Annotated in this window: 17 protein-coding genes and 1 pseudogene; 10 read left to right on the forward strand and 8 right to left on the reverse strand. The window is 43.1% G+C overall.

Translation table 11 applies throughout. The features are described 5' to 3' along the window. Positions 1-258: 258 nt before the first annotated feature. The 3 genes and pseudogenes from NQU59_RS16735 to NQU59_RS16745 all read left to right on the forward strand — a co-directional run. Complete coding sequence (locus tag NQU59_RS16735) at positions 259-2,427, forward strand: TonB-dependent siderophore receptor (protein WP_257064144.1); 2,169 nt, start codon at positions 259-261, stop codon at positions 2,425-2,427. 48 nt (positions 2,428-2,475) lie between these two features. Further along, positions 2,476-3,159, forward strand: coding sequence for a hypothetical protein (locus NQU59_RS16740; protein WP_257064145.1), 684 nt, complete (start codon positions 2,476-2,478; stop codon positions 3,157-3,159). Positions 3,160-3,321: 162 nt separating this feature from the next. Further along, positions 3,322-3,660, forward strand: a pseudogene (locus NQU59_RS16745) (alpha/beta hydrolase); the annotation flags it as partial. A gap of 59 nt (positions 3,661-3,719) precedes the next feature. On the opposite strand, the gene NQU59_RS16750 reads toward NQU59_RS16745, so the two are convergent. The 4 genes from NQU59_RS16750 to catM form a co-directional block, all read right to left on the reverse strand. After that, positions 3,720-3,830, reverse strand: a complete 111-nt coding sequence (locus NQU59_RS16750; RefSeq protein WP_096911414.1) for a hypothetical protein — start codon at positions 3,828-3,830, stop codon at positions 3,720-3,722. 213 nt (positions 3,831-4,043) lie between these two features. Beyond that, positions 4,044-6,509, reverse strand: a complete 2,466-nt coding sequence (locus tag NQU59_RS16755) for an acyl-CoA dehydrogenase (protein WP_257064146.1) — start codon at positions 6,507-6,509, stop codon at positions 4,044-4,046. 351 nt (positions 6,510-6,860) lie between these two features. Then, the gene (locus tag NQU59_RS16760) at positions 6,861-8,126 is read right to left on the reverse strand and encodes an OprD family porin (RefSeq protein ID WP_257064147.1); all 1,266 of its coding nucleotides are present in this window, start codon (positions 8,124-8,126) and stop codon (positions 6,861-6,863) included. Positions 8,127-8,415: 289 nt separating this feature from the next. Continuing rightward, complete coding sequence (gene catM, locus NQU59_RS16765; RefSeq protein WP_043972956.1) at positions 8,416-9,333, reverse strand: cis,cis-muconate-binding transcription regulator CatM; 918 nt, start codon at positions 9,331-9,333, stop codon at positions 8,416-8,418. Between the two features lie 104 nt (positions 9,334-9,437). Between catM and NQU59_RS16770 the strand changes: the two genes are divergently transcribed. The 7 genes from NQU59_RS16770 to pcaD all read left to right on the forward strand — a co-directional run bounded on the left by NQU59_RS16770 (position 9,438) and on the right by pcaD (position 15,761). Further along, positions 9,438-10,547 carry a muconate/chloromuconate family cycloisomerase gene (locus NQU59_RS16770; protein WP_043972954.1) on the forward strand — a complete coding sequence of 370 codons (1,110 nt, stop codon included), beginning with the start codon at positions 9,438-9,440 and terminating at the stop codon, positions 10,545-10,547. Between the two features lie 14 nt (positions 10,548-10,561). Next, positions 10,562-10,852 (forward strand): muconolactone Delta-isomerase, encoded by a 291-nt coding sequence (catC, locus tag NQU59_RS16775; RefSeq protein ID WP_043972950.1) that lies wholly within the window; start codon positions 10,562-10,564, stop codon positions 10,850-10,852. Positions 10,853-10,954: 102 nt separating this feature from the next. After that, entirely contained in the window at positions 10,955-11,875 is a 921-nt protein-coding gene (gene catA / locus NQU59_RS16780; protein ID WP_257064149.1) for a catechol 1,2-dioxygenase, read from the forward strand. 119 nt (positions 11,876-11,994) lie between these two features. Then, positions 11,995-12,684 carry a 3-oxoacid CoA-transferase subunit A gene (locus tag NQU59_RS16785; protein ID WP_257064150.1) on the forward strand — a complete coding sequence of 230 codons (690 nt, stop codon included), beginning with the start codon at positions 11,995-11,997 and terminating at the stop codon, positions 12,682-12,684. Beyond that, entirely contained in the window at positions 12,681-13,334 is a 654-nt protein-coding gene (locus NQU59_RS16790; RefSeq protein WP_257064151.1) for a 3-oxoacid CoA-transferase subunit B, read from the forward strand. The genes NQU59_RS16785 and NQU59_RS16790 overlap by 4 nt, the downstream gene beginning before the upstream one ends. 422 nt (positions 13,335-13,756) lie before the next feature. After that, positions 13,757-14,971 carry a 3-oxoadipyl-CoA thiolase gene (gene pcaF / locus NQU59_RS16795; protein WP_257064152.1) on the forward strand — a complete coding sequence of 405 codons (1,215 nt, stop codon included), beginning with the start codon at positions 13,757-13,759 and terminating at the stop codon, positions 14,969-14,971. A 10-nt stretch (positions 14,972-14,981) separates the two neighbouring features. Next, complete coding sequence (gene pcaD / locus NQU59_RS16800; protein ID WP_257064153.1) at positions 14,982-15,761, forward strand: 3-oxoadipate enol-lactonase; 780 nt, start codon at positions 14,982-14,984, stop codon at positions 15,759-15,761. Positions 15,762-15,822: 61 nt separating this feature from the next. Here pcaD and NQU59_RS16805 read toward each other — a convergent pair whose 3' ends face one another. From NQU59_RS16805 to NQU59_RS16820, 4 genes are all read right to left on the reverse strand, one after another. Further along, complete coding sequence (locus NQU59_RS16805; RefSeq protein WP_257064154.1) at positions 15,823-17,310, reverse strand: aldehyde dehydrogenase family protein; 1,488 nt, start codon at positions 17,308-17,310, stop codon at positions 15,823-15,825. Positions 17,311-17,344: 34 nt separating this feature from the next. Next, on the reverse strand, positions 17,345-18,952 hold the full coding sequence (locus NQU59_RS16810) for a GMC family oxidoreductase (RefSeq protein ID WP_257064155.1): 1,608 nt from the start codon (positions 18,950-18,952) through the stop codon (positions 17,345-17,347). A gap of 130 nt (positions 18,953-19,082) precedes the next feature. Further along, positions 19,083-19,991, reverse strand: coding sequence for a transcriptional regulator FeaR (gene feaR, locus NQU59_RS16815; RefSeq protein WP_257064156.1), 909 nt, complete (start codon positions 19,989-19,991; stop codon positions 19,083-19,085). A gap of 138 nt (positions 19,992-20,129) precedes the next feature. Then, the gene (locus NQU59_RS16820) at positions 20,130-21,086 is read right to left on the reverse strand and encodes a p-hydroxyphenylacetate 3-hydroxylase reductase component (protein WP_257064157.1); all 957 of its coding nucleotides are present in this window, start codon (positions 21,084-21,086) and stop codon (positions 20,130-20,132) included. Positions 21,087-21,092 lie beyond the last annotated feature (6 nt).

The raw sequence follows: 21,092 nt of genomic DNA on the forward strand, positions 1-21,092 counted from the left end.
TATAAGCTTACGAATATGTTCCTTTCAATAACGCCCCTCTTTTTTTCTTGAGTAAAAATAAAATCATTTTTAAAAATAATGAACGCATTATCAATTGTTTAATTTTTTTCACTGCATTACTGCGGCTTAAGTTCTTGTAAATGATTCTTATTTAAATATACTTAAGCACTTTCTATGGCCTTGCATATGTCGCCGTCTGCTTAAATGGCCATGCCTCTCCTGCCTCAACTTCATGTTCTGTATCGCTCAGGTATGCTTATGTCTGCATTCTCCCCACGTAAAAATCTCCTTACTGTTGAAATTTTAAAACATAGCAGTCCTTTGCTGTTATCTCTCCTTCCAGTTGCGTCATGGGCAGAAACGGCGGTGGTTCAACCCACGCAACTACAGACCATTAGCGTGCAGGCTGAATCCAGCACTGGTTATATTGGATCACAATCGGCATCGACCTTGAGAGGCAATCAAAAAAATCTGGAAAGTCCACAAACAGTCAATGTAGTGTCTAAGCAGTATGTGAAGGATTATATGCCTGCAAACTTAGACAATGCACTGACTCAAGTGAGTGGTATTACCCAAGGCAATACATTAGGGGGCACTCAAGATACCGTGATGAAACGCGGCTTTGGTGAAAATCGTGACGGTTCAATTACCGTCAATGGTATGCCGATTGTACAAGGTCGCACCATGAATGCCGCCGTTGAACAAGTTGAAGTGTTAAAAGGCCCAGCTTCTTTACTTTATGGCATCATGGACCCAGGGGGGGTGGTCAATGTTATTACTAAAAAACCTGAACGCACACAAAAAACCGAGCTTTCAGTTTATGGGTCAAGTTTTGCTGCCGGTAAAAATGGTTTAGGTGCCAGTCTGGATAGCACGGGTGCAATTAATGACAGTAACTTTGCCTACCGTTTTATTGCAGATCATTCCGATGCGGACTACTGGCGTAATTTTGGCAATCTAAAGCAGACCTTGATCGCCCCATCCTTAGCTTGGGATAATGGCCAAACCAAAGTCAATCTCAGCTATCAGTATCGTGACTTTGATGTGCCTTTTGATCGTTCCACTATTTTTGATCCTAACACTAAGAAAGCCTTGCCGATTTCAAAATATCAACGCCTAGATGAAGCCTTTAACCAAATGAAAGGCGAAGCTCATCTGGCACAATTGCTGATTGACCATCAAATTAATGATACTTGGTCAGCACATTTAGGCTATAGCTATAACTATGAAACCTATGATGCCAACCAGTTACGTGTAACCAAGTTAAATACAGCCAATCATACAGTGACACGTCGTACCGATGCGACCTTAAATGCAGAAAGTGTCGACAGTAATGCCCAAGCCTATCTCAATGGCTCAGTCAATTTACTTGGCTTAAAGCATGATCTTCAAATTGGTTCAGATATCGAATACCGTAAATATTTCCGTCCAGATATGGTCCGTGGTGATACTTCAACTTTAGATTATTTAAATCCAGAGTTTGGTGCTGTTGAAGCCTCTCGGAATATCGTGGCATCCGATAGCGACCAAACCGATAAACTGCATACCTACGGCGTTTATGTTCAAGATGCAATTCACTTAAATGATCAATGGATTGCAGTACTGGGTGGCCGTTACCTCAATTATCAACAAACTGCTGGACGTGCCAGACCGTTTAAGGAAAACACCAACAGTAAAGATGATGCTTGGCTGCCCCATGCAGGTTTAGTTTACCAATGGAATGATCAGCTTTCCTTCTATGGCAGTTATACCGAATCACTTAAGCCATCGTCTTCTATCGCGCCTTTAGGTGGCAATGCAGTCATTGATGCAAACGTGAGTCCTGAACAAGCAAAATCCTATGAAATCGGTGCAAAATACCAACTCAATGATCGTATCAAAGCCAATTTTGCACTCTATGATATAAAAAAACGTAATGTGCTCGCCAAAATAACCAACGCTGCAAAAGAAGTCGAACTGCATACCACAGGCGCCGTACGTTCTAAAGGTGCTGAACTAGATCTTACCGGCCGTCTGACCGATCAGCTTGATGCAACCCTGACCTATGCCTATACCGATGCCAAGGTCACTGAAGATGAAATTGGTCTACAAGGCAATCGTTTGAGTAATGTCGCACGAGATACCGCGTCGCTTGCGCTGGCCTATAATTATGGTGAACTTTATCATGGCAACTTACGTTTAGGTCTCAGTGGCAATTATGTGGGTAAACGCGCAGGTGATTCAGAAAACACCTTTGATTTGCCTGAGTATACATTGGCCAATGCCTTTATCAGCTATGACACCACCATTGCCAAACAAGCAGTCAACTTCCAATTTAATTTAAATAATCTCTTTGACAAAACCTATTACACCGCCAGCGTCAATAATCTGGCCGTATCTCAAGGCGATTCTCGCCAAGCCGTATTGCGTGCAACCTTTAAATTCTAAAACATGATATCGGCGCAGCAAGTTCATGACTGCGCTTTTGGGATTAATATGAAAAAGCTTATTTCTATCATGGCGGTGATCATTGCATTCTGCGTATGGACATCTTCTGTTTATGCCCAAGCCCGAATTGCACTGGTCTCTCAGATCCATGGTGCATCCTCAGCCATAGATGTTGCGATTCAAAAACACTTACAGCATCAAGGCTATCAAGTTGAAATATTCGATCAATCGATTTCCCCTGACCATTTAAAAAACACCAATCTCGTGATTATTTCTTCAACGGTGGCTTCCAAAAATCTGCAATCAGGTTGGCGACAACTGCCGATTCCACTAATGACATGGGAAAATGATTATCTGGATGATCTAGCCATGACTGGCAAACGAATCCATACCGATTTTGGCGAGGTTGAAAAAGAGCGTTACTTATGGCTGGTCAATGCCCCACACCCCTTGTCTGCACAACTCTCGGCAGGGACGCATAATGTATATAAAGCACAAGCGCCAATGAGTTGGGGTAAACCGGGATTAGGTGCCACCATTATCGCGACTATTTATGGGCAACCTGAAAAAGTGGCAATCTGGGGCTATGAAAAAGGTGCAACCATGGACTATGAATCACTTGCCCCAGCAAAACGGCTGATGTTTTTTCTCAACAATGATACCTTTACCAATCTATCAGCAGAGGGTTTAAAACTGTTTGATGCCGCGATCCAATGGTCACTGAGGAAGTAAAAGCCCTGCTTAGATTTCAGTTTGCCAGAACTGGTGCATTTAAACAGGCATCAGTTCAATCCGCTCCAAGCCATAGATTTCACCAAAGATACCAATCCATCAGTCACTATCAAAAAAAGATATCGGTTAATACCCATTTATTATGTTTCGTCCTCCACCTAACAACATTTACCCGTTGCTGTACTAGATTTAGCAGCTGATAGCGATGCTTATCTCTGGTAAAAATAGATAAGTTTCACGAAAGTTGCTGTCAGGATTTAACCCAAGATGCAGGCTTCGCAATAAGGGGGACTCAAAAGCCTCTTTAGCCACTAGCTTTGGCGATAACCTGAGCAACCCTGAAAATCAAGCCGTCATGTCTGATCGATTGAATGCAAAAAAGTCATTTCGCTCAGTGCCAGTCACGCTCCATTAACTTCACAACCGAAAGAGGTCTCCGCCTTGATTACAGAAGCTGTGGCATTTCTAAGCAAATCAATGATCTGTGACAGAGGAAAATAGCAATTCTCGCTGTCATCTCTTCATTCAATTCAGTTTCAATAAGGCAGCACAGTCACGGTTTACAGTAAATATTCCCAGATCATGTAGCCTAATCCGAATCCAATGAATGCATACAGTGTGATAATGAAGAACACAAAACTGGCATTATTCTTTTTTTTCAAAAAACTCATATCGGCACCTTTGGCTTTGCTCAACTCATATTGTTATAGTGCAATAAGATACAGAACAAGGAAAGACACAGAATTTTCTAAAAAAAATATAACAGATCAGCATAAAAATTTAGAATTGTTATGAAAAACAGCCCAGAATATGATTAAAGTATGAGTGATCTCACCCCTAATATATTAAGGACTGTTCTCAGTTGATCTCAACAGCCTAACAAATCAGCTATTAAGGTGCGGATTTTCAAGTGGTAAATCATGTTCTAAATGTGCATCAAAAATATCGGTCAGCATACTGTCATAACGTTTGGCATTGTATTGTAAAAGCCATTCTGCCTCTGCCTCGCTAATAAATCCGATTTCAACCGCATTGGCGATTCTTTCCTCAAAAGTCAGTCCACTAAACTGATCTTTTGACTCGGCTTTCTTGAATTTATTCCACAACGGTTGTCGCTGTAATAACATCTGAAAGGTCGATTCCATACGTCCCATCACATCATTGGCATCGGTACTATAGTAAACGTGTTGTTTCAATTGCTCACGGAATGCATGTTCTTGCATAATCAACTGAGCAACCTCCTGCTTTAACTGATCCGATGGTGCTGCAATCGGGCGACCAAATGGAAAACAGATCAATCTCACCATGCAGGCAGCAAGTTTCATCGGGAAATTAGCATAGAAACCAAAGAAGGCTTCTTGCACTTGATATAACGCTTTATTTAACGCCAATTCGGCATGCTTCTGTTCAGCCTCAGTTCGTTGTCCATGCTCATAGTATTTCAAGATTGCCGTTGCGATAAATAAATGTGCATGGATATCCGCCAAACGCCCAGACAGCATTTCTTTACGTTTTAAATCACCCGCTAGTATGCCCAGCGCCATGTCTGCCGTTAAGGCAAAATTAGCGCTGAAACGGTTGATCTTGCTGTAATAAGGTTTAGAAAAATCATCGGCCTGTTGAGAGCCTGCATTGGAACCACCGCTGATACCATACGCCAATGCTTTGGCAGCGCGATTAAAGGTATAAGCCAGGTGTTTAAACAATAGCGGCGAAAATTGCTTGAACGCAGCGGCTTTCTCTTCGGATTGCAATAACTGTAATTCTTCAAACAAATAAGGATGGCAACGCATCGAGCCTTGACCAAAAATCATCAAAGAACGGGTCAGAATATTTGCCCCTTCCACTGTAATTGCAACCGGAATAGATTGATAAGTCAGTGCGAGGAAATTACGGGGGCCTAACTGAATTGCGCGGCCACCAACCACATCCATACCATGATTGACCACTTTTCGCATGGTTTCAGTCGCATAGTATTTGGCCATTGCCGTCATCACGGCTGGCGTTCCGCCTTGATTTAAACCACAAGTAACAAGATAGCGGAAGGACTCCAACATATAGGCATCACTGGCGATATCACTGGTTGCCTCTTGCACCCCTTCAAAATGCCCGACTGAGATTTTGAATTGTTGACGCACACTGGCAAATGCACCGACCAGTAAATAACTCATTTCCGCTCCTGCCGTTGCCAGAGCAGGCAATGAAATCCCCCGACCCACACCGAGGCATTCCATCAGCATCCGCCAGCCTTTACCCGCATTTTGCTGTCCACCAATAATCCAGTCCAGTGGAATAAAAACGTCACTGCCCTCAACCGTACCATTCATAAACGGCGCACCCGGATTATGGCGAGGCCCAATCTTGATTCCATCATGATCCGCCGGAATCAAGGCACAGGTAATACCATATTCCACTTTCGCCTTATCACCTAACAACCCTTCTGGATCATACAGTTTAAACGCCAAGCCAATGACCGTAGCAATCGGTGCAAGGGTAATCCAGCGCTTGGAGAAGTTCATTTTTAAACCCAGCACCTCTTGGCCTTGGTACTGTCCATAACAGACCACGCCAGTATCAGGAATTGCACCTGCATCCGAACCCGCTTCAGGGCTGGTCAAGCCAAAACAAGGCACTTCTGTCCCATTTGCCAGCCCTGGTAAATAGCGTTGTTTTTGTTCCTCGGTGCCATAGTGCAGCAGTAATTCACCCGGACCAAGTGAATTCGGTACCATACAGCTGACTGCTGCAGTGAGCGAGCGAGAAGCAATTTTGCTCATAATCCGACTTTGAGCAAAAGGCGTAAACTGTTTACCGCCGAATGATTTTGGAATAATCAGGCCTAAAAAACCTTTGTCTTTGATAAATTGCCAGACCTCAGGCGGCAGGTCTTTTTCTTGATGATGAATCTGCCATTCATCCAACATTGAACAGAGTTGTTGGACTTCATTGTCCAAAAAGGCTTGTTCTTCTGTCGATAAAGTCGGATACGGATATTGATCAAACTTTTCCCAATCCGGCGCCCCCATAAACAGTTCTTTTTCCCACCAACTGGTCCCCGCTTCTAAAGCTTCTCTTTCCGTAGTACTCATACTCGGCATGGCTTTTGAAAGAATATTAAAGGCAGGCCGACTCACCAAAGCATCACGTAACGGTGCAATCAGTACAATCACACTAGCAAGAATAATCGGTACCCCCAATAACAGACTCCACGGTGTGATCAACACACTACAGAAAATGGCAGCGACAATGGAAATAAGACAGCCAACCATTCGATTGGCTTCAAAATAAAAAACAGCCCATACCACAACGAGCTGAATCAATAGGCCAAGCAATATCAATAATACAATCATATTTGCTCCGTTATCTCAGATTGGGATGAAGATGAAATGAGAAAGATCTAAATTAATTTATAATGAAAGTCATTCTTCAATAAACAAAATGGCTATTTTTTATTCTACATATCAAAGCGCTATTTGCTTGATTAACTACTAAAATTTACACAAAGTCATTCAGATGACACCGAAACTGAGTTTCTTGCTTACGCAAGCTTACTGAACCAACAAATTGTGATTATTCACACGATAAATCTAAAAATAAAATAACAAATACTTTTTTCTATCTTTAAAAATTTTGATTAAAAAAACCATCTTATTCGCAGAATTAAATAAGATGGACTAATCGCTTTTGTATTGAATCGACAATTAAAACTGATGTGTATACGTCGTCATGATTCGATTTTCGACAAAATCTGTGCCGGGGTTATTGCCTGCGCCGTATTGAATATCAGCTCGGATATGTCGCCATTCAAAGCCCAAACCTTTCAGTTTACCTTCTGGTACGGTGTAATTGACGATCACATTCGTCTCAGTTTCTTTATTATCCTTAAAGCCTTCCCGATAGATTTCACTGCCATTTAAATAACGTAAAGTCAGTTTTAGCCCAGGGATACCCTGCTCTTTAAAGTCATAACTATATAAAACATGCCAAGTAAACTCTTTGGCTTTGTAGAAAGCAATTGCAGACCAACTCTGTAAATAAGCTTGCGGTACATAACCGTTCAACAAAGGAATATTATTCTCACCCATATGTTTTTGCAGACCAGTCAAAATGGTATGCGGTCCATTTTGCACACTGGCTTGCAGACCAATTGACTGGACATCAATATCGCCAAAATAAGCATCCCCATCTTGTTTATAGTTAAAGTAGCGGGCATCCACTTTAAGCTTGCTTTTGTTGACCGTTTCCGTAAAGGCCACACTCAAATATTGTTGTTGGTAAATATCTTCAAGCTGCCCAAACCAATAAGACCCAGTCAACTGAGGGGTAAATTGATAATCGAGACCTAGAAAATTCAACCCGTCACTTCTTTTGTTTGGGTCTGTCGAGTTACCTAAGGTGAATTTTCGATATTCATCATCATCTCGGGCATTCACATGAGTAAAACGCCCTGCTGATACTTTCAAATTTTTGATGTCCTTACTTTCTAGCATTGCACCCGCGTAAGTGGTGACCAACTGCCGAGAATCATCAATAAACAGTACCGGTGTTTTGGGGAAAAGCTCACCGACTTTCAGTTCAGTATTGCGATATTTAAATTTCAAAGTCGCACCTAATTTTAAATAATCGCGCTCCTGTCGACCTTGATGCTGATCATATTTAAATACAGTATCCAGACGTTCATCATAGCGATCCGTTAAACGCAGTGCATATTGAAAGCCCATATCCAAACCGACTTGAATCGGTGTATCGGTATAGCCAGATTCAAAGCGTCCTGTCATCGCCTGAGACCAACTGCCCAGATCTTTATTGGTATTTTCAAAATCGCGTTCTAAGTAGAAATTACGTAGATAAATGCTTTTTTCACTGTCTTCAAAAAAATCGGCATAAGCCGCATTGATATTAAGACAGCCAAACAATGTGTACAGTGCCACGCGCTGTGCTTTATACAGCGTATCTGGTTTTAACATGGGAAATCCTTTCCTGAGTATTTGAAATTCTTATTCATTCACGTCATGGGTACATCTGCACTCATCACGTCGACCACGCTTCCCGATACCTTTTAAAAACCTGCATAAATTCAGAAAGATATATTTGAGCAAATATTGGTCACGCTTTTATTATTTGAATTATTAATGTAATTTTCCATAGATAATGAAGTATATAGTTATACCTTTTAAGTCTGGTTTTAAGCCTTTCACAAACATTAAAAAGCGATCATGATGACCGCTGATAATTAAACTGAGTACTTCGAGTGGCTTAGTCACCCTCTAGTTGGATCGGAATACCTTCTTCTTCAAATACTTGCTTAACGCATTCTAAAATCTGCGGTAGATACGGACTCTGATCCATATTACGTACCGCCAATGAAATTGGGGTATAGGCCTCCAAATCCAGAATGGGGATATACACCAGATTCTTCATACCAATGTCACTGGCACTTTCTGGAATCAAGCAAATCCCCTCACCTGATGACACCAAACCAAGCGCCATATGAATTTCCCGTACCTCGACCATGTCTTTAGGCACCAGCCCCAAATCGGTGAAAATCGATTGAATCAAAGTTGAAAAATTTGGTTTTTGGGTCGCGGGATAAGAAAAAATAGGTTCATCAATGATCTGGGATAGATAAATCCCCTGATCGATAAAGCGGGTTAAATGATGGTTTTTATGAATGGCCAATTTAAGTTTTTCTTTGCGCAATAAAATCCGTTTAATCGCAGGATCACTAATTCTTAGGCGTCCAAAGCCTAAATCGATTTTACCCAGCTTTAACGCTTCGATCTGATCTTTGGTACCATGCTCAACCAACTCCACCTGAATATCAGGATGATTTTGACGGAATAGATAAATCACTTGGGGTAACAGCGCATAAAGCAATGAGCTGACATAGCCAATACGTACAATCTTATTCACTGTGCTAATGCGTTTTGCCATTGAAGCCGCTTGAGCGGTATGGGTTAAAATCTGCACCGCATGCTGATAAAAAAACTGCCCCGCTTCTGTGGTTTTCACAGGCCGAGAACCACGTTCAAATAACAGGATACCGAGTTCCTCTTCCAGCTTTTGGATCTGACGGCTTAATGGTGGTTGTGCAATACATAACTTTTCTGCCGCTTTGGTAATGCTCTGTTCCTCGACTACCGTCACGAAATAACGAAGATGTCTTAATTCCATTTAATATACCTTTTAAGTATCTAAAAATACCAAATTCAGCCTAGTTCTAAATATTACATTAATTTAGGGTATGTAAATAGCTCAGGATCAAAGAAATACCCAAGATGTATAAATCCATAGAAACCCTACTTGTCGAGATTCCAACCATCCGCCCACATAAGATGGCGGTTGCAACTATGCAAACCCAAACCTTGGTTCTCATTAAAGTGACAACAGAGGATGGTTTAATTGGTTGGGGTGAAGCAACGACCATTGGCGGTTTGGGTTATGGCGATGAAAGTCCTGAAAGTGTCAAAACCAATATCGAGCATTACTTTTCGCCATTGTTAAAAAGCTTGGGCAGTTTTAATGTGGCTCAGACCCTACAGGCCATTCAACACAGCATCAATGGGAACCGTTTTGCCAAATGTGCCATTCAAACAGCGCTACTGGATATTCAGGCGCAACGTTTAGGTTTACCGCTCAGTGAAGTATTAGGTGGGCGCCTACGTGATAGTGTCCCTGTACTTTGGGTTTTAGCCTCTGGCAATACTGAAAAGGACATTGCTGAAGCAGAAAAAATGATCGCGTTAAAACGCCACAATGTGTTCAAGCTCAAAATCGGTTCCCGCCCAGTTGAGCAGGATGTTGAACATGTACTGGCAATTAAACAAGCCTTAGGCACAGAGGTTTCGATTCGTGTCGATGTCAACCGTGCATGGTCTGAATTAAATGCGATTAAAGGGATTCAAATGCTTCAGGATGGTGGAGTCGATCTGATCGAGCAACCGTGTGCAATTCACAATATTGATGCCATGCAACGCCTGACGCGCAAGTTCGATATTGCCATTATGGCGGATGAATCTTTAACCGGTCCGCAAAGTGCGTATCAACTGGCAAAAAGCAATGCCGCCTCAGTGTTTGCAGTAAAAATTGCCCAATCAGGCGGTCTGATTGAAGCCTGTGAAGTCGGAAAAATTGCCAATCTGGCAGGGATCGATCTTTACGGTGGCACCATGTTAGAAGGTCCAGTTGGCACCATCGCTTCCGCACATGCCTTCTCTACCTTTAGCAATTTAGCCGCTGGCACGGAACTGTTTGGTCCACTGTTACTCACGGAAGAAATTTTAAAAACACCGCTTCAATATGGCAATTTTGAACTCAAAATTCCAACTGGTCCGGGTCTCGGTATTGAACTGGATGAAGACAAAATCGACAAGCTGCGTCGTCAATAATTCAAGGAGTTGCCATGCTTTTTCATGTACGAATGGATGTAAATATCCCGCTCGATATGCCAGTTGAACAGGCCAATCAAATTAAAGCTGTTGAAAAGGCCTATTCACAAGATTTACAGCGTCAAGGCAAATGGCGTCATATCTGGCGCATCACCGGACAATACTCAAATATCAGTATCTTTGATGTGGACAGCAATGAAGAACTGCACAATATTTTACAGGGATTACCGTTATATCCCTATATGAAGATTGAAGTGATGGCGATGAATCGTCATCCATCAGCCATCCGCGAAGACGATAGCTAAAGATCACAACAGAATTTGAACAAGGAATGTGGCAAGCCAAGCAAGCAGCAAAACAGCAAGTCTGCGAGCCACCAAAAATTATCATACTTCAGGAGATTATGTATGAACCGTCAAGAAATCGATGCACTGGTTAAAAAAATGAATGTGGATACTGCGACAGGTGAAGTCAATCCACGTGTACAACAAATTGTGGTTCGTCTACTCGGTGATCTGTTTCAGGCGATAGAAGATTTGGACATCTCGCAAAGCGAACTGTGGAAAGGTCTGGAATACTTTACCGATGCAGGCCAAGCCAATGAACTCGGTTTATTGGCAGCAGGCTTAGGTCTTGAGCATTATCTAGATTTACGTGCCGATGAAGCAGATGCCAAAGCAGGTATTACGGGTGGAACTCCACGTACCATTGAAGGTCCACTCTATGTGGCTGGTGCCCCAGAATCTGTCGGTTTTGCCCGTATGGATGACGGTTCTGAATCGGACAAAGTCGATACCTTATTCATCGAAGGAACGGTCACTGATTCTGAAGGTAATATTATCGAAGGTGCTAAAGTCGAAGTTTGGCATGCCAACAGCTTAGGTAACTATTCATTCTTTGATAAGTCCCAATCTGACTTTAACTTACGCCGTACCATTTTATCGGATGCCGATGGTCACTATGTGGCACAAACGACCATGCCTGTGGGCTATGGCTGCCCACCTGAAGGGACTACTCAAGCAGTGCTGAACTTGCTCGGCCGTCATGGTAACCGCCCTTCTCATGTGCACTATTTTGTTTCTGCACCAGGCTATCGCAAATTAACTACGCAGTTCAATATCGAAGGTGATCAATACCTGTGGGATGACTTTGCCTTTGCAACACGTGAAGGCTTGGTCGCAACTGCAGTTGATGTGACTGATGAAGCTGAACTTGCTCGTCGTGGTGTGAATAAACCATTCAAACACATTACGTTTAATGTGGAATTGGTGAAGGAAAAAACAGGTGCACCAAGCACTGAAGTTGACCGTCGTCGTGTCGGTGCTTAACTTCCCAAAATCACTGTGAGCTAGACCTTAGCTCACAGTTTTTAAATTTCTATGCATACCCGTTTATACAGCAATCTGTATGTATAGAAATTTGAAAACATGGATAAAAGGTTGGCCTTATGATTGATAAAAGCACGCTCTCATTGACTGAGGCACTGTCACAGATTAAGGATGGCGCCACCATCATGATTGGGGGCTTTGGCACCGCAGGACAACCCGCTGAATTGATTGATGGATTAATCGAACTTGGCATCAAGGACTTGGTCATCGTCAATAACAATGCTGGTAATGGTGATTATGGCTTGGCCAAACTGCTTAAAACAGGTGCAGTACGCAAAATCATCTGTTCCTTCCCACGTCAGTCTGACTCTTGGGTATTCGATGAGCTGTATCGTGCTGGCAAGATTGAACTGGAACTGGTGCCGCAAGGCAATCTGGCCTGTCGCATTCAAGCTGCGGGGATGGGCTTAGGTGCTGTGTTTACCCCAACAGGTTTTGGAACCCTCTTGGCGGAAGGCAAAGAAACCCGTCATATCGACGGTAAAGACTATGTGCTTGAGTATCCGATCAAAGCTGATTTTGCCTTGATTAAAGCCCATCAGGGCGACCGCTGGGGCAATCTGGTCTACAACAAATCTGCACGTAACTTTGGCCCGATCATGGCGATGGCGGCGGATGTCACCATTGCTCAAGTGTCTGAATTGGTCGAACTGGGTCAGCTTGATCCTGAACAGATCATTACCCCGGGGATTTTTGTACAGCATGTGGTCGCTGTCGATGCAGCCAATGGCACAGGAGCAGAACAATGAGCTATCAAAAACTAAGCCGTGACCAGATTGCTGAACGTGTGGCACAAGATATTCCCGATGGCGCTTATGTCAATCTCGGTATTGGCCTGCCGACCAAGATTTCAAATTATCTTCCTGCAGATAAAGATGTATTCCTGCATTCGGAAAATGGCTTGCTGGCATTTGGGCCACCGCCTGCCAAAGGTGAAGAAGACCCTGAGTTAATCAATGCGGGTAAGGAATATGTCACCATGCTAACCGGTGGCAGTTTTTTCCATCATGGTGATTCCTTTGCCATGATGCGCGGTGGTCATTTGGATATTGCAGTACTCGGTGCTTTCCAAGTGGCAGCCAATGGTGATCTCGCCAACTGGCATACTGGTACAGCAGATGCGATTCCTGCGGTGGGTGGTGCCATGGATCTCGCGGTCGGTGCCAAGAAAGTATTTATCACCACTGATCACAACACCAAGCAAGGTGAACCGAAGATTGTTGAAACTCTTTCATATCCTGCAACAGGCTTGAAATGTGTCGATCGTATTTATACCGACCTGTGTGTGATTGATGTGACCACAGAAGGTTTAAAAGTGATTGAGAAAGTAGACGGTTTGAGCTTTGAGGAGTTACAGGCATTGACGGGTGCTCAGTTGATTGATGCGACTGATCCATAAACCTGCACTGCTGCAAAACGTTTCCCGTAATTGACTATCGTGACAGGCGACATGGATGTCGCCCGTTGAACAGGGAGGCAAGGAAGCCTCCTCTGTTCAACAAAGATTTTTGGTTACTTTTTTAAAAAAGTGACGAAAACGAGCTGTTGGTATGGAATTAAATGCATTAAGACTCCGTCATAGCTAGTTCTTATTAATTAATGGCGAGTGCTACTACCGCCATTGCCCGTATATGAAAGTGGTTTTCGAAACTCGTTTGTATAGGCAATACCTTACTTTTGAAAGGTCAAAAGTAACAAAAACCTTTGTTACTCAGACACAACCTCCCTGTTGTGCTGAGTAACGAGGCGACATCCATGTCGCCACCGCGAAATACCTAAGGAGAATGGCTGAAAGGCCCGAAGTAAAGGACAAGATTCAAAATGAAAAACGCTTATATCATCGATGCCATCCGTACCCCATTCGGTCGTTATGCTGGCGGATTAGCTCCAGTACGTGCTGACGACTTGGGAGCCATTCCAATTCAGGCTCTGATGCAACGCAACCCAAGTGTCGATTGGCAACACGTCGATGATGTGATCTATGGCTGTGCCAATCAGGCAGGTGAAGACAACCGTAATGTCGGACGTATGTCAGCGTTATTAGCAGGTTTGCCTTATCAAGTACCCGCCACCACAGTGAACCGTTTATGTGGTTCATCATTAGATGCGATTGCGATGGCTGCCCGTGCCATTAAAGCCAATGAAGCGGATTTAATCATTGCAGGCGGTGTGGAAAGTATGAGCCGTGCACCCTATGTGATGGGTAAATCGGATAGTGCCTTTGGCCGTAGTCAAAAGATTGAAGACACCACCATGGGCTGGCGTTTTATCAATCCAAAACTCAAAGAAATGTATGGTGTCGACAGCATGCCGCAAACCGCGGAAAACGTGGCGGAACAGTACAATATCGATCGTGCCGATCAAGACCAATTTGCCCTCAACAGCCAACAACGTACTGCAACCGCACAAGCCAAAGGTTTCTTCAGCAATGAAATCGTGCCTGTCAGTATTCCACAGCGTAAAGGTGATGCAGTTGTGGTGGATGCGGATGAGCATCCACGTGCATCAACCACGTTAGAAGCACTAACTAAACTTAAGGGTGTGGTTAAAGCTGAAGGTACCGTCACGGCGGGTAATGCCTCTGGGATTAATGATGGTGCAGTCGCTGTATTGATTGCTTCGGACGAAGCGGTGGAAAAATACCAGCTCAAAGCACGTGCCAAAATCATTGCTGCGACTACAGTTGGTGTTGAACCACGGATTATGGGTTTTGCACCTGCGCCTGCCATTAAGAAATTACTGAAACAGGCCAATCTCAAGCTAGAACAAATGGACGTGATTGAACTAAACGAAGCTTTTGCGGCACAAGCTTTAGCCGTCACTCGTGATTTAGGCTTGAGTGATGATGATGCACGAATTAATCCGAATGGTGGTGCGATTGCTTTAGGTCATCCTTTAGGTGCCTCAGGTGCGCGTTTGGTGACAACGGCCTTGAATCAGCTTGAACAGATCAAGGGACGTTATGCTTTATGTTCAATGTGCATTGGTGTTGGTCAAGGCATTGCGCTGATTATTGAACGTATCGAACAGAATTAAGGAATAGTGAATGTCAGTTTTTCAATCCACCGATGCACAGATCAACTATCAAAGCTTTGGCGATCCCAGCTCCCCTGCACTAGTGTTTTCCAACTCTTTAGGCACCAACTATGGCATGTGGCAAAAGCAGTTCAATTATTTTAAAGAGCACTTTTATGTGATTTGTTATGACACACGCGGTCATGGATCTTCATCGACACCGCAAGGTTCTTATACCCTGCAACAATTAGGTGAAGATGTCATTCGCCTGCTCGATCATTTAAAGATTGAAAAAGCCAATTTCTGTGGTATTTCTATGGGGGGAATAACGGGTCAATGGCTAGCGATCCATTATCCAGAACGTTTTCTGCGTGTGGTTGTGAGTAATACCGCTGCAAAAATTGGACAGGAACAAGCATGGCTGGATCGTGCCCAACTGGTTCGAAAGCAGGGTTTGGTTCCAATCGCCACCACAGCGGCTTCACGCTGGTTTACAGATCCCTTTATCCAAAGCCACCCTGCAATTGTCAATCACCTGTGTAACGACTTAAGTGCTGGCAGCGCAGAGGGTTATGCCAGTTGTTGTGAGGCTTTGGCTAAAGCGGATGTCCGTGAGCAACTCAAAGATATCCACATTCCTGTTTTGGTGATTGCAGCAACTCAAGACCCAGTCACTACAGTGGCGGATGGACAATTTATGCAACAACAGATACCACAATCGCAACTGGTCGAAATAGATGCTTCGCATATTTCAAATATTGAGCAGGCTGAAACCTTCAATCATATTTTAAAAGACTTTCTGATTGACTAGCGGATATAGTCAATCATTAAAAAATGGCCATTTCAGGCCATTTTTTAGATCTTATATAAAGTTAGTATCGAATCATCACTGATTTAAGTTCAGTATAATCTTCGATAAATGCATCAGAAAATTCACGCCCCAGACCCGATGCTTTCACTCCACCAAAAGGCACCGATGGATCAAGAAAGGTATGCATATTGACCCAGACCGAACCCGCTTCAATTTGCGGGATTAGACGCAAGGCTTTAGCCAAATCATTGCTCCAAATACTGGCTGTTAAACCAAAACGGGTGTGATTCATCATCCGAATGAGTTCTTCATCATTTTCAAATGGAATAACGTCCACCACAGGGCCAAAGGTTTCTTCAATAAATAAGGGATCATCCACACCGAGTACCTTTAATAAAGTCGGCTCCACAAAATAACCCGTTCCTTGCAAAGCCTTACCGCCACAAATCACTTGCTTATTTTGATTGGCAAGGTCGAGATAATGTTTGACCTTGTCAAAATGTGGCTTATTGGAAAGTGGGCCAAACATGCTCGATTCATCCAGCGGTGAACCAATTTTTATCTGTTGAATTGCTCCTGTCAGCTTTTCTACAAATTCATCATATTTGGACTGATGTATAAAGAAACGTTCTGGTGCTGCACAGACTTGCCCTTGATGAACAAAAGTCGCTTGCAGTAAAGTCGATAAAATTTCATCCAGATTGGCATCCGCGAGAATTGCTGCGGCATTCTTTCCACCGAGCTCCAAACTGACCCGAGTAAGATCATTCTTCATCGCTTGTTGCCCAATCGCAATACCTGTAGGAACTGAACCCGTAAACGAGACTTTTTTTACTAAAGGCGAATTTATTAAGTGTTGTCCAGTCTCCCCCTTACCTGTGACTATATTAATCACTCCTGCTGGAATGCCTGCTTCAATTGCAAGTTCAGCCAAACGCAATAATGACAAGGTGGTAAATTCACTTGGTTTTAATACAATCGTACAACCCGTGGTTAATGCTGAACCAATTTTCCAGCATCCAATCATCAGAGAAAAATTCCATGGCACAATTCCAGCCACCACACCAACAGGTTGGCGCATACTATAAGCGGTATATTTTTCACCCTGCATGGAAGGAATTGACGGTTGCATAGTCTGACCATTGATCTTGGTCGCCCAGCCTGCAAAATACCTTAAAAATACAACCGTTTGTGCCACTTCCAAATGTCGCGCCAGATGAATCAATTTGCCCGTAGTTAAGGTTTCCAGTTGCGCTAATTGTTCAGCATGTAATTCCACTAAATCGGCTAATTTATTCAGCCGCAGACCACGTTCATAGGGTGATGTATTGGCCCACGCATTTCGAAAAGCATCATCGGCACTCTGGACGGCCTTGGCAACTTCATTTTGAGTCGCCATCGCAATGCTTGATACAACTTGTTCAGTGGCTGGATTGACTAATTCAATCCGTTCAGCTGTTTCTGCGGCAGTCATTTTACCGCCAATAAAATGGCCATGTTGACGTGCCATAAATTGCTGTACGCTGGCTAGAATTTGTACTTCACTCATTTTATCCTCCTCTTTTAATACCTACAGACAGCAATTAAGCAACTTGATTTAAAATAAAATCGGCACCACGCTCACCAATCATGATGGCAATGGCATTGGTATTTCCGCTTGGCACCTGCGGACAGATTGAACAATCAATAACACGCAAATTCTGGAAGCCATGTACTTTAAGGGTCTGGTCTGTGACTGAATCTTTTGGTGTATTGCCCATTTTGCAACTGCCTGCCGGGTGGTAAACGGTTTTAATGTTCTGGCGCATCCAGACATCAATCGCTTCAATATCGTCAGGATCGATATTTGCAGGTTCAATCACCGCTTGAACAATCGCTTTTAATGCAGGTTGCTGCAATAGACGTAATCCTGCCTGCACGGCGCGAATATTGGCATCAACATCCTCTGGATGACCTAAATAGTTAGGATCAATGATTGGTAAGGCATTCGGATCTTTGCTACTCAAGCGGACGCTACCACGTGCTTTGGGTTGTACATGTCCTACCTTAATCGTTAGACCATGTGCGTGTGCGGCTGCCTTCTCCCCAGGGGTATTATCAAAATTATCCAGTACAGGCAGAAAATGGAACTGTACATCTGGTCGACCATTGTCATGGGTATCAATAAAACCACCACCCTCTAGAATATTTGAAGTCAGCACACCTGAGCGAGTGAATTGCCATTGCAAAAAGTTTCGCACCGCTTTTAAGCCCTGATCTTCTCCAAGCAAACTATTCTGGGTAGTGACTGTTGCATTCACGGACATATGCAAATGATCATGGAAGTTTTCACCCACAGGGAGGTCTTGGATACATTCAATCCCGAGTTCATCTAAATGTTGCTTCGGCCCAATCCCTGACAGTAATAACACCTTAGGACTGCCAATCGCCCCCGCACTGACAATCACTTCTTTACGTGCTTTTACAGTCACTGGGGCTTTGCCTGCAATGCTAAAAGTCACACCCGTGACTTGATCCGCGTGAGTTTCGATTTTATGCACCAGTGCATTGGTCATGACCCTAAGATCTGGATGATGCTCAACGGATTTTAAATAGGTTTTTGAGGTACTGGCTCTTTCGCCATTCTGTGTGGTGGTCTGATAAAATCCAACACCGGCTTGGTTCCAACCATTGAAATCGTTGACATAGTGCAGGCCCATTTGCTGCCCTGCCTGAATACAAGCAAGGGTTAAAGGATGGCGGTAACGGTTTTCACTGACCGCTAAGATGCCATTTTGTCCATGATATTCATCCGCCAGACTTTCATTTTTTTCAGCTTTTCTAAAAAATGGCAGTACATCTTGATAAGACCATTGCTCACAGCCCCATTCAGAGGCCCATAAATCATAGTCCTGACGCTGTCCACGGCAATACACCATGCCATTGACTGAACTGCCACCCCCCATAACTTTGCCTTGTGCAAGAATCATTTCTCGCTGGTTGCAGTGTTGTTGTGGCACAGTCATATACGGCCAGGATTTTTGTTGAAAGACTTTGATCACTGTTGCAGGAATAGTATGGAACAGGCTGCTATCCTTGCTCCCTGCTTCAAGCACCAATACTCGGCCTGCATTGGCTTGTAATAAACGTGCTGCAACCACACAGCCCGCTGAACCCGCCCCAATAATGATATAGTCATATTCTGTGTTCATCATGCTTCCCTATGCTTCAAACTCCATGCCTAGGATTTGATCATCACTTACTGGTCTTGTTCTTGTTTAAACGTGACAGATATGATGCACAATTGTGACATGTGCAGCGTATTTAAAATAAATACCGTATTTAAATTTTCAGACGATATTGTTTAGGCGTCAGTCCAATCATCTTACGGAACAGTTTGGAAAAATGTGCACTGTCACCAAAACCCCATTTCAAAGCAATTTCGGTAATCGACAGACTTTTATTTTTGTTATCTTTTAATTCATACTGAATTTTTTTGATGCGATGTGTTTGAATAAATTGATGTACAGACTGCTGCTGATGTTCAAATAAACGATGTAACTGTCGCAGCGAAATGCCTAAATGATCCGCAATCATGGTGGCATTTAAGCTTTGTTTGCTTAGGTGTTCAAAGATAAATCGTTCTGCTCTTATCTTGAGATGATCGGCAATTTCAACATTTTTATAATTAATGGTTGGCTTAATCAGGGCAATCAAAGCATCTTCAAAAGCATTCTCATCCTCTTTTGCATACCAGAGTTCAATCTTTTCAGGTGACAGATTCTGCAGCATGCACTTCAATAAATGTCCACTCATATTCGAAGTAATCAATTTGCCAAAATGATCGACCGTAATGCCTTGTCTGAACAATTTCTCCCGTGACAAATGAACCGATACATGGCTAAACAAGCCTTGTGGATACATATCAATCGTTTCGTCCGGATCAAGTAATGCAACATCCCCTTCATTTAACTGAATGCTTTGGTCTTTATATACAATGCGCATCTTGCCTGTGTATTGGATCAGTAAGAAACATAAACGGCCTTGGACTCGATCAAGCATTCCGCTTTTTCTAGAAATATGGCTGGCATTACTTTTGATAAATGCCACCTCAGTCTCGCCCAATAAAAAAGACTTTACTTCGCCAATAAATAAATTACCGTGTTTATCAAAAGTCGTCTCAAAATCACCACAAACCTTTTGAATACATTCGGTCCACTGCAACATTTCATTTTTTTGATCTTGATTCATATCCATTTCCCTCGGATAGATCGATTTAATCTTTTGCGTAATTACACTGATCTCACTTTTGGTTCAGTTAAAATATGAGGGAAATATCCCCAACAGTGACCGACAAATTCATGTACAAATTTGCCGGTAACTGGGAACTTAGATAATCCCTGCAATATCCTTCAAAATTTTAATGAAAATCTCTTTTTCTTGTTCAGTATATTTTTCAAACACCTCATTTTGATGGCTATCGGCGATATCAAACAGATAATGTGCGGTTTTCTTACCCTTTTCAGTGAGTTTGAAAAAGCCATCAGTTTCAATCAGCAAACCATCTTTTTTCAGGATCGATGCTGCCTGCTCCACTTCGCGCATCGGCATGGCAATATCACGCGGCAAATCTGCTTTATTGGACGCAGTACCACTACCGAGTACCAGTAATAAACGCGCTTCACTGGTGCGGAAACCCGTCACCAACTGCTTCGGTATATAATCAGTCTGGTAGAACTTAAAAGCACGACTCATCAAATAACAGACATTGCTATATAAATGGCCCTGATGCATTTCACCAATATCTTCAGCTTCAACGGTGTCTTTTAACTGCAATAACGGATGTGGAATTACCCCCGAATAAGCCCCTTGGTGATACACCAGCGGACTACGCCCTTCATCACGAAAACGTACCACTTTACCAATAATAATCCAGTGATCACCGCCTTCAATCACCTCATGGCGTTCACATTCAAACACCGCAGAACAATGGTCTAAAATGGGTGCTTGACCCGAACCGATCTGATAACTGGTGCCTTCATATTTATCGATATTACGGCGTGAAAATTTATTGGATAACTCAATCTGCGAGCCCGATAGAATATTCACTGCAAAATGCGTGGCTTGCTCAAACACAGGGAAACTGGACGAGTTTTTGTCAATACTCCATAAAATCAACGGTGGATCTAGCGACACTGAATTAAAACTATTGGCGGTCACACCAACCTTTTCACCCTGTTCATTTTGCGCAGTGACAATGGTGACGCCTGTGGCAAAATTGCCCAAAGCACGTCTGAACTGCATTGGATCTATTGTGATTTCATCCATTGATTTTAGTGAATTCATTCTTCT

Origin of the sequence: Acinetobacter colistiniresistens (genome assembly GCF_024582815.1) — a bacterium.
Lineage (GTDB): Bacteria > Pseudomonadota > Gammaproteobacteria > Pseudomonadales > Moraxellaceae > Acinetobacter.

What these genes read in the sequence shown, in the direction of transcription:
- NQU59_RS16820 (WP_257064157.1), bottom strand. Translation starts at nt 21,086, where the DNA reads ATGAATTCACTAAAATCAATGGATGAAATCACAATAGATCCAATGCAG.
- NQU59_RS16760 (WP_257064147.1), bottom strand. Translation starts at nt 8,126, where the DNA reads ATGTTAAAACCAGATACGCTGTATAAAGCACAGCGCGTGGCACTGTAC.
- catA (WP_257064149.1), top strand. Translation starts at nt 10,955, where the DNA reads ATGAACCGTCAAGAAATCGATGCACTGGTTAAAAAAATGAATGTGGAT.
- pcaD (WP_257064153.1), top strand. Translation starts at nt 14,982, where the DNA reads ATGTCAGTTTTTCAATCCACCGATGCACAGATCAACTATCAAAGCTTT.
- NQU59_RS16740 (WP_257064145.1), top strand. Translation starts at nt 2,476, where the DNA reads ATGAAAAAGCTTATTTCTATCATGGCGGTGATCATTGCATTCTGCGTA.
- catC (WP_043972950.1), top strand. Translation starts at nt 10,562, where the DNA reads ATGCTTTTTCATGTACGAATGGATGTAAATATCCCGCTCGATATGCCA.
- NQU59_RS16785 (WP_257064150.1), top strand. Translation starts at nt 11,995, where the DNA reads ATGATTGATAAAAGCACGCTCTCATTGACTGAGGCACTGTCACAGATT.
- catM (WP_043972956.1), bottom strand. Translation starts at nt 9,333, where the DNA reads ATGGAATTAAGACATCTTCGTTATTTCGTGACGGTAGTCGAGGAACAG.
- NQU59_RS16790 (WP_257064151.1), top strand. Translation starts at nt 12,681, where the DNA reads ATGAGCTATCAAAAACTAAGCCGTGACCAGATTGCTGAACGTGTGGCA.
- NQU59_RS16810 (WP_257064155.1), bottom strand. Translation starts at nt 18,952, where the DNA reads ATGAACACAGAATATGACTATATCATTATTGGGGCGGGTTCAGCGGGC.
- NQU59_RS16735 (WP_257064144.1), top strand. Translation starts at nt 259, where the DNA reads ATGTCTGCATTCTCCCCACGTAAAAATCTCCTTACTGTTGAAATTTTA.
- pcaF (WP_257064152.1), top strand. Translation starts at nt 13,757, where the DNA reads ATGAAAAACGCTTATATCATCGATGCCATCCGTACCCCATTCGGTCGT.
- feaR (WP_257064156.1), bottom strand. Translation starts at nt 19,991, where the DNA reads ATGAATCAAGATCAAAAAAATGAAATGTTGCAGTGGACCGAATGTATT.
- NQU59_RS16755 (WP_257064146.1), bottom strand. Translation starts at nt 6,509, where the DNA reads ATGATTGTATTATTGATATTGCTTGGCCTATTGATTCAGCTCGTTGTG.
- NQU59_RS16750 (WP_096911414.1), bottom strand. Translation starts at nt 3,830, where the DNA reads ATGAGTTTTTTGAAAAAAAAGAATAATGCCAGTTTTGTGTTCTTCATT.
- NQU59_RS16770 (WP_043972954.1), top strand. Translation starts at nt 9,438, where the DNA reads ATGTATAAATCCATAGAAACCCTACTTGTCGAGATTCCAACCATCCGC.
- NQU59_RS16805 (WP_257064154.1), bottom strand. Translation starts at nt 17,310, where the DNA reads ATGAGTGAAGTACAAATTCTAGCCAGCGTACAGCAATTTATGGCACGT.